Genomic DNA, 7,282 nt, shown 5'->3' on the forward strand with positions numbered 1-7,282 from the left:
ATAGCAATATTGACATATTTAAAAACGCTTTCTTATCACTATAATGAAAATAAATAAAAAGTGGGAGGCGTTCAAATGCAAGTCAAAAAAATAGGCGCCGTCATCTTGGCGGCGGCAATGTTAACTTTGACGGCCTGCGGAGCCAATTCTAACGGAGCTTCTTCCTCCGGGGAAGAGGGAAAGCCGGTCCTGAAGATGGCCGCGCTCGAAGGCGGTTACGGCAAAGAGATGTACAGCGAAGTCATCGCCGCGTTCGAGGAACAGTTTGACGTGGACGTGGAGCTGACGATCAGCAAAAGCATCGAGGATGAAATCACCCCGGGCATGAAAGCCGGCAAATATCCGGATGTCGTGGTGCTGGGCCAAGGCCGCAGCGCCGGCCTCACGGAGACGCTGATCAAGGACAAAGGGCTGGAGGACCTGACCGATGTGCTATCGATGCAGGTGCCGGGCGAAGAGCAAACAATCCAGGACAAGCTGGTCGACGGGCTGATCGGAACGCTCGGAACGAATCCTTACGGCGATGACCGCACTTATCTGATGCCGATGTACTATTCGCCGACGGGTTTGGTTTACAACAAGGGACTGTTCGAGCAAAAAGGCTGGGACGTCCCGAAAACCTGGGACGAGATGTTTGCGCTCGGCGATAAGGCGAAAAGCGAAGGGATCGCTTTGTTTACCTATCCGACCGCCGGGTATATGGATTCCTTTTTCTTTGCCCTGCTGGCGGACGTCGGCGGGATGGAGTTCTACGACAAAGTGATGAATTACGAGCAGGACATTTGGCAGACCGCGGAGGCCAAGCAAGCGTTGGATATTACCGCCAAGCTGCTGAGCTACGCCTCGGACACGACCGTCGCCTACGCCAACGAACAGGATTTTACGAAAAATCAACAAGCGATTTTGGATAACAAGGTCTTGTTCATGCCTAACGGCACCTGGATTGCCGGAGAAATGGCGGACGCCCCGAGAGCGGAGGGCTTTGCTTGGGGATTAACCCCGATTCCGACGGTGAACGAAGGCGGGGACCGCTATATCGTCACTTCGACGGAAGCCGTTTGGGTGCCGTCCCAAGCGAAAAACAAAGACCTGGCGAAGCAATTCATTTCCTTCCTGTACTCCGACCAAGCGGCCGACATTTTTGCCCAATCGAACGCCATTCAGCCGATCAAAGGCATTTCCGAGCAATTGACGGGCGAAAACCAATCGTTCTACAGCGTATACGACGAACCGAACGTAAAAGCGTTGGTCGGCGGGTTCGTCAGCACGAGTCCGGTCGAAGGCGTCAACATCAAAACGACGTTGTTCGATACGGCCAACAGCATCATCTCGGGCGATAAAACCGTGGATGACTGGCGGTCGGACTTAAACGATGCCAGCGAAAAATTGCGAGCGGCCAAGTAGAATTTTCACTTTCATGATTAGCAGGAAGCGGGTGAGACAGTGAACCATAACAAAGGCAAAACCCGATTCATATGGCTGTGCATCACGCCGGCGTTTGTGCTTTTCTTCCTCTTTATGGTGGTGCCAACCCTCAACGTATTCCGGATGTCGGTGTACAAGTGGAGCGGTTTTTCCGCGGACAAACAGTTCGTCGGCCTGAACAATTTCAAAATCCTGATGGACGACGCGGTGTTCGTGAAGTCGTTTCAAAATACGATTTTGCTGCTGGTGGTCGTGACGATCCTGACGATGTCGCTGGCGCTGTTGTTCGCGGCGATCATGACGAGGGAAAAGGTCAAGGGAAAGGATCTGTACCGGATTGTTTTCTACATCCCTAACGTGTTGTCGGTCGTTATTATCGCAGCTATCTTCTCGGCCATTTACGATGCCGAGGAGGGGCTGCTGAACGGAATGCTCGGCATCCTCCGGCTTGATTTCCTGCAGCATATGTGGCTGGGGGATCAAGGCATCGTGATCTACAGTATTGCCGCGGCCATGATCTGGCAGTCCGTCGGTTACTACATGGTGATGTATATGGCCAGCATGTCCAGCATTCCGGAGAGCTTCTACGAAGCTTCGGCGCTGGAGGGGACCGGGAAGGTGCGGCAATTTTTCTCCATCACGCTCCCCTTGATTTGGCAGAACCTGAGAAACACGCTGACCTTTTTTATCATCAGCTCGATCAACCTAAGCTTTACCTTGATCAAAGCAATGACGAACGGCGGACCGGACGGGGCGACCGAGGTGTTCCTGAACTATATGTATAAACAGGCCTATACGAATTCCTCTTACGGATACGGGATGGCCATCGGCTCGGTCGTGTTCCTGTTCTCGTTCGGGCTGTCGCTCCTGGTCAGCCGGGTGACGAAGCGGGAAACCATACAATATTAGGGAGGAGCCGATGGAGAACCGATGAAAGCCGACAAATTGTATAAAGTATTTATCTATGTGGTCCTCAGTCTGCTTGCTTTGTCCATCGTGGTTCCGATGGTTTGGGTGCTGTTTGCCTCGGTGAAACAAAAATCCGAGTTTTACGGAAATCCCTGGAGGATGCCGGCGGGCGTATACCTGCAAAACTATATCGACGCGTTTACCGAAGCCAACATGGGCTCTTACCTGCTCAACTCGCTTTTTGCGACGCTGCTGGCCCTGGCGATTCTGCTGGTCGTGGCCGTACCCGCGGCTTATGTCCTGGCACGCTATCGATTTAAGGGCCGCAGGATGTTGAACCTGCTGTTTATGGGCGGATTGTTCATTAACGTCAATTACATCGTCGTGCCGATTTTCCTGATGCTGTTGGATGGGGACCGGCTGCTCGGCGGCCTGTTCCCGGACGGCTTGTTCATCGACAATTTGGGCGTGCTTGCACTGGTGTACGCCGCAACGACGATCCCGTTTACGATCTATTTGCTGTCGGGTTATTTCCAGACGATCCCGGAGGTATTCGAAGAGGCGGCCTCGATGGACGGCTGCTCGCATTTCCGGACGATGCTTAACATCATGGTGCCGATGGCCCGGCCCAGCATCGTGACGGTGATTCTGTTCAATTTCCTGGCTTTCTGGAACGATTACATCATCGCGCTGACGCTGCTGCCGGGGCCGAACAAGACGTTGCCCGTCGGTTTGCTGAACCTGATGACCGCCCAGAAAGCCGCGGCGAATTATGGCCGTTTGTACGCGGGGCTGGTGATCGTGATGGTTCCTGCCTTAATCTTGTACATTTTGGTGCAGCGCAGATTGGTGGAAGGCATGACGGCCGGAGGCACAAGAGAATAGGAGAGGAAGAGGATACTTAATGGCAAAGCATAAAGGAAGAGTCACGCTGCCAAGCGAGGAAGGATTCGAGAGGGAGACGAAGGAGCTGATGGAGCGGTGGGGCGCGGATGCGATCCGCGACAGCGACGGGACGAAGCTGGATGAGGCCGTGAAGTCGCTCCCCGCGAAAATATATACGGCCTATTTTCCGTCCAGGGGGCACAATGATTTCATTGAACGGCATATGGAGGAATGCCCGCAAATCTATTTGCTGTCGGAGTTCGTCTTGGCCGAGGCGGATACGCTGGAGATCGGTTTGCTGCGGTCGTATTACCGGGATCAGCTCGACGTCGACTACCTTCATGATCCGTATCGCTACTGGCAGGTAATGGATCGAACGACCGGAAAGCTCGTACCGTCCTCCGTCTGGCGCATCCGCCAACGGGACGATACCGTGATCATCGATCATGCGGAGCCCTGGCATCAATACACGGTATCGTTCCTGGCTTACATTCAGTGGGATCCGGTGCAAATGTACAACCATATCACCAACGATTGGGGCGACAAGCCGCATGAAATTCCGTTTGACGTCAAACAGCCCCATTCCAATGCCTTTATTCATGACACGTTAAAAAAATGGCTACAGGATAACCCCGAAGTGGATGTTGTACGTTTCACCACGTTGTTTTATCAGTTCACGCTGGTCTTCAACGAGCTCGGCAAGGAGAAGTTCGTCGACTGGTTCGGTTACGGAGCCAGCGTGTCGGTGGCGATGCTGGAGGCGTTTGCCGAGGAGAAAGGGTACGCCTTGACGGCCGAAGATTTCGTCGACCAGGGGTACTACAACTCGTCCTTCCGGGTACCGACCCCGGCTTACCTGGATTACGTCGACTTCGTCTCCCGCTTCGTGGCGGCGGAAACGAAGAAATTGGTCGATCTCGTTCACGCCAGCGGAAAAGAAGCGATGATGTTCCTCGGGGATCAGTGGATCGGCACGGAGCCTTACGGACCTTACTTCGAATCGATGGGGCTCGATGCCGTGGTGGGGAGCGTCGGTGACGGCACGACGCTGCGGATGATTTCCGACATACCGCACGTGAAATATACCGAGGGCAGGTTTTTGCCCTATTTCTTTCCGGACGTCTTCCATGAAGGCAACGACCCAGTCATCGAAGCGAACCGGAATTGGCTGGCGGCGCGGCGCGCAATACTGCGGAAACCGGTCGACCGCATGGGGTACGGCGGGTACCCGAGCCTGGCTTACAAGTTCCCGAAGTTCATCGATTACGTGGAGCGGATTACGGATGAATTTCGCGACATTCACGAGAAGATCCGGGGGGGTACGCCTTACGCGGGGCTTAAGGTGGCCGTGCTGAACTGCTGGGGGGCGCTGCGGACGTGGCAGGCGTTTACGGTGGCGCATAGTCTCTATAGCAAACAGGCCTATTCCTATTACGGGATTCTGGAGGCTTTGAGCGGGATGAGCGTGGATGTGCAGTTTATCAGCTTTGATGATGTCCTGAAGCAGGGCATCGACCCGTCGATCGATGTGGTGATCAATGCCGGCGATGCGCATACGGCCTTTTCCGGCGGAGAGATCTGGAAAAACGCGCGGCTGGTGGAGTCGCTTCGCCAGTGGGTTTACGGCGGAGGGGGCCTGATCGGCGTTGGAGAGCCGACGGCGATACAGCATCAGGGACGTTATTTTCAGCTGGCCGATTGCTTTGGGGTGGATAAAGAGCTCGGGTTCAGCGTGTCCACGGACAAATATTTCGACCGACAGGCCGAATCTCATTTTATTACGGCAGACGGGACGGTATTTGATTTCGGGGAAACCACGAACCACATGTATGCCCTGCATGATCGGGTAGAAATATTGGAGTACTCGAACGGAGAGGTTCATCTCGCGGCCCATCGGCCGGGGCGAGGGCGGGCAGTGTATATCGCCGGATTGCCGTATTCCCCGGGAAATGCGCGGCTGCTGCTGCGAAGCCTGTATTTTGCCGCCGGCAAGGAAGCGGAGCTGAAGCGCTGGTATGCCGATAATCTGCATTGCGAGGTGCATGCGTATCCGCAGCAAGGCGTTTATGCGGTCGTCAACAACACGAACGATCCACAAACAACGGCCGTGTATGACGGGTCGGGGAATATATCCATGTTTGAACTCGGCCCAAGCGAAATCGCATGGAAGGAAATCGGTTAGTTCGGTACCACAAACGAGAGGGGATCGCCAAATGAAACTCATCGTTCGGTTTTTGTTGTTGGCCGCGTGCATCGGTCTGGTCGTTTTCGGTCACGGCCGAGGCACGAGTTACGGCGATTTGGGACTGATGCTTGCCGGACTGGCCGGCTTGCTGGTCCTGCTCTATGACTACAACCGGAAATACCAATAGCATCGCGACCTGCGGATGAAAGAAAGGAACGCTTCTTTAGATGAACATGAACGATATTTTCAACGTTAAGCCTTCCCAAAGGCAGGTGGCCTGGCAAAGGCTGGAGTTTTACGGCTTTATTCATTTCGGCATCAACACGATGACCGGGCGCGAGTGGGGGACGGGGCATGAGGATGCCTCCCTGTTCGACCCAAAGCACCTGGATCCGGCCAAATGGGTCGCGGTCCTCAAGCAGGCCGGAATGAAGGCGGCGATCCTCACCTGCAAGCATCATGACGGCTTCTGCCTCTGGCCCAGCCGGTATACGTCCCATTCGGTTGCGCAAAGCCCTTGGAGAAACGGCGAAGGCGACCTGGTCCGCGAAGTTTCGGAAGCCTGTCGGCGGGAGGGCCTCAAGTTCGGGGTATATTTATCGCCTTGGGATCGGACGGAACAAAGCTATGGGGAAGGGAAGCCGTACGACGATTACTACGTGAATCAACTAACGGAGCTGCTGACGAATTACGGCGAGATCGCATGCGTCTGGCTCGATGGCGCCAACGGCGAAGGGCCGGGAGGGAAACGGCAGGTTTACGACTGGGAGCGCTATTACGAGACGATTCGCCGGCTGCAGCCGCCATGCGTGATCAGCGTGTGCGGGCCGGACATCCGCTGGGTCGGTAATGAAGCGGGACACACGCGGCCGGAGGAATGGAGCGTCGTCCCGAAGGCGCTGCAGGATGCGGAGAAGACGGCGGAGAAATCGCAGCAGGCCGATGATCCGTCCTTTGCCCGCTCGCTTAACTCCATGGAAGAGGACCTGGGAAGCCGTGAAGCGATCGCGCGCTACGGCGGCGAATGGGTCTGGTACCCCGCCGAGGTGAACACGTCGATTCGTCCCGGCTGGTTCTACCATGAGGCGGAGGATGCCCTTGTTCGGGGCGAACGCGAATTGTTCGACATCTATGTGAATGCCGTCGGCGGCAATGCGACGTTTCTGTTAAATGTTCCACCGAACCGCGACGGGGTGATCGCGGAGCCGGACTGCGCTGCGCTGGCCGGGCTGGGACGCCGGATTGCCGAGCTGAACGACACACGGCTGATGCGCGGCGCGGCGTATGCTGCCTCCAGCACGGCGCACGAAGCCGGGCCGGTGCAATGTCTTGCGGACGGCGATCCGTCCCGGGGCTGGAGGCCGTCCGACGGGGACCGGGAACCGTGGGTTCGAGCCTCATTCGCCGATCCCGTTGCCTTCAATGCCGTGGTGCTGCAGGAGCAAATCCTGCAGGGCCAGCGGGTCGAAGCGTTTGAGCTTTGGGCCGCTGGCGAAGACGGCGTTAACGCTGAGGCTGGCGACGGGGAAGGAACGGGTCATGACTGGCGCCTGATCGGGGAAGGCACGGTGATCGGATACAAAAAAATCGTCCAAGTCCCTTTGACGACGGCTCGACAGGTGCAGGTCATTTTCAAACGGTTCCGCGGATATCCGACGTTGGCGACGATTCGGCTGTCGATGATCAACCGGGAGTGAGGTTCGCAGCCTCATTAACTGGAAAAAGTCCCGTTAATTTGTTGAGTTTCATCCTGAATAGCCGAAAAGGAGCTGGCAACCTTTTGGCGTCAGGTCAACACTCGCTGTCCGGAAGCTTTGCACAATTATCCCGTTTGATCAGGTAACAGAGAAACCGACAAGCCTCGGGGAAAGGAAAGAA

At 55.7% G+C, this 7,282-nt stretch carries 6 protein-coding genes; all 6 read left to right on the plus strand.

Going from position 1 to position 7,282, the window contains the following annotated elements; translation table 11 throughout:
• Positions 1–75: 75 nt before the first annotated feature.
• From ACQ4N8_RS15235 to ACQ4N8_RS15260, 6 genes are read left to right on the plus strand one after another with little or no spacing between them, the layout of a single operon-like run.
• Complete coding sequence (locus tag ACQ4N8_RS15235) at positions 76–1,404, plus strand: carbohydrate ABC transporter substrate-binding protein (RefSeq protein WP_430705228.1); 1,329 nt, start codon at positions 76–78, stop codon at positions 1,402–1,404.
• 39 nt (positions 1,405–1,443) lie between these two features.
• Positions 1,444–2,334 carry a carbohydrate ABC transporter permease gene (locus tag ACQ4N8_RS15240; protein WP_430705229.1) on the plus strand — a complete coding sequence of 297 codons (891 nt, stop codon included), beginning with the start codon at positions 1,444–1,446 and terminating at the stop codon, positions 2,332–2,334.
• A 21-nt stretch (positions 2,335–2,355) separates the two neighbouring features.
• Positions 2,356–3,219 (plus strand): carbohydrate ABC transporter permease, encoded by an 864-nt coding sequence (locus tag ACQ4N8_RS15245; protein ID WP_430705230.1) that lies wholly within the window; start codon positions 2,356–2,358, stop codon positions 3,217–3,219.
• Positions 3,220–3,238: 19 nt separating this feature from the next.
• Positions 3,239–5,401, plus strand: coding sequence for a 1,3-beta-galactosyl-N-acetylhexosamine phosphorylase (gene gnpA, locus ACQ4N8_RS15250; RefSeq protein WP_430705231.1), 2,163 nt, complete (start codon positions 3,239–3,241; stop codon positions 5,399–5,401).
• A 31-nt stretch (positions 5,402–5,432) separates the two neighbouring features.
• Positions 5,433–5,591, plus strand: coding sequence for a DUF6903 family protein (locus tag ACQ4N8_RS15255; protein WP_430705232.1), 159 nt, complete (start codon positions 5,433–5,435; stop codon positions 5,589–5,591).
• 40 nt (positions 5,592–5,631) lie between these two features.
• Entirely contained in the window at positions 5,632–7,101 is a 1,470-nt protein-coding gene (locus ACQ4N8_RS15260; protein WP_430705233.1) for an alpha-L-fucosidase, read from the plus strand.
• Positions 7,102–7,282: the final 181 nt, after the last annotated feature.

This window comes from Paenibacillus macerans (assembly GCF_050565405.1).
Lineage (GTDB): Bacteria > Bacillota > Bacilli > Paenibacillales > Paenibacillaceae > Fontibacillus > Fontibacillus macerans_B.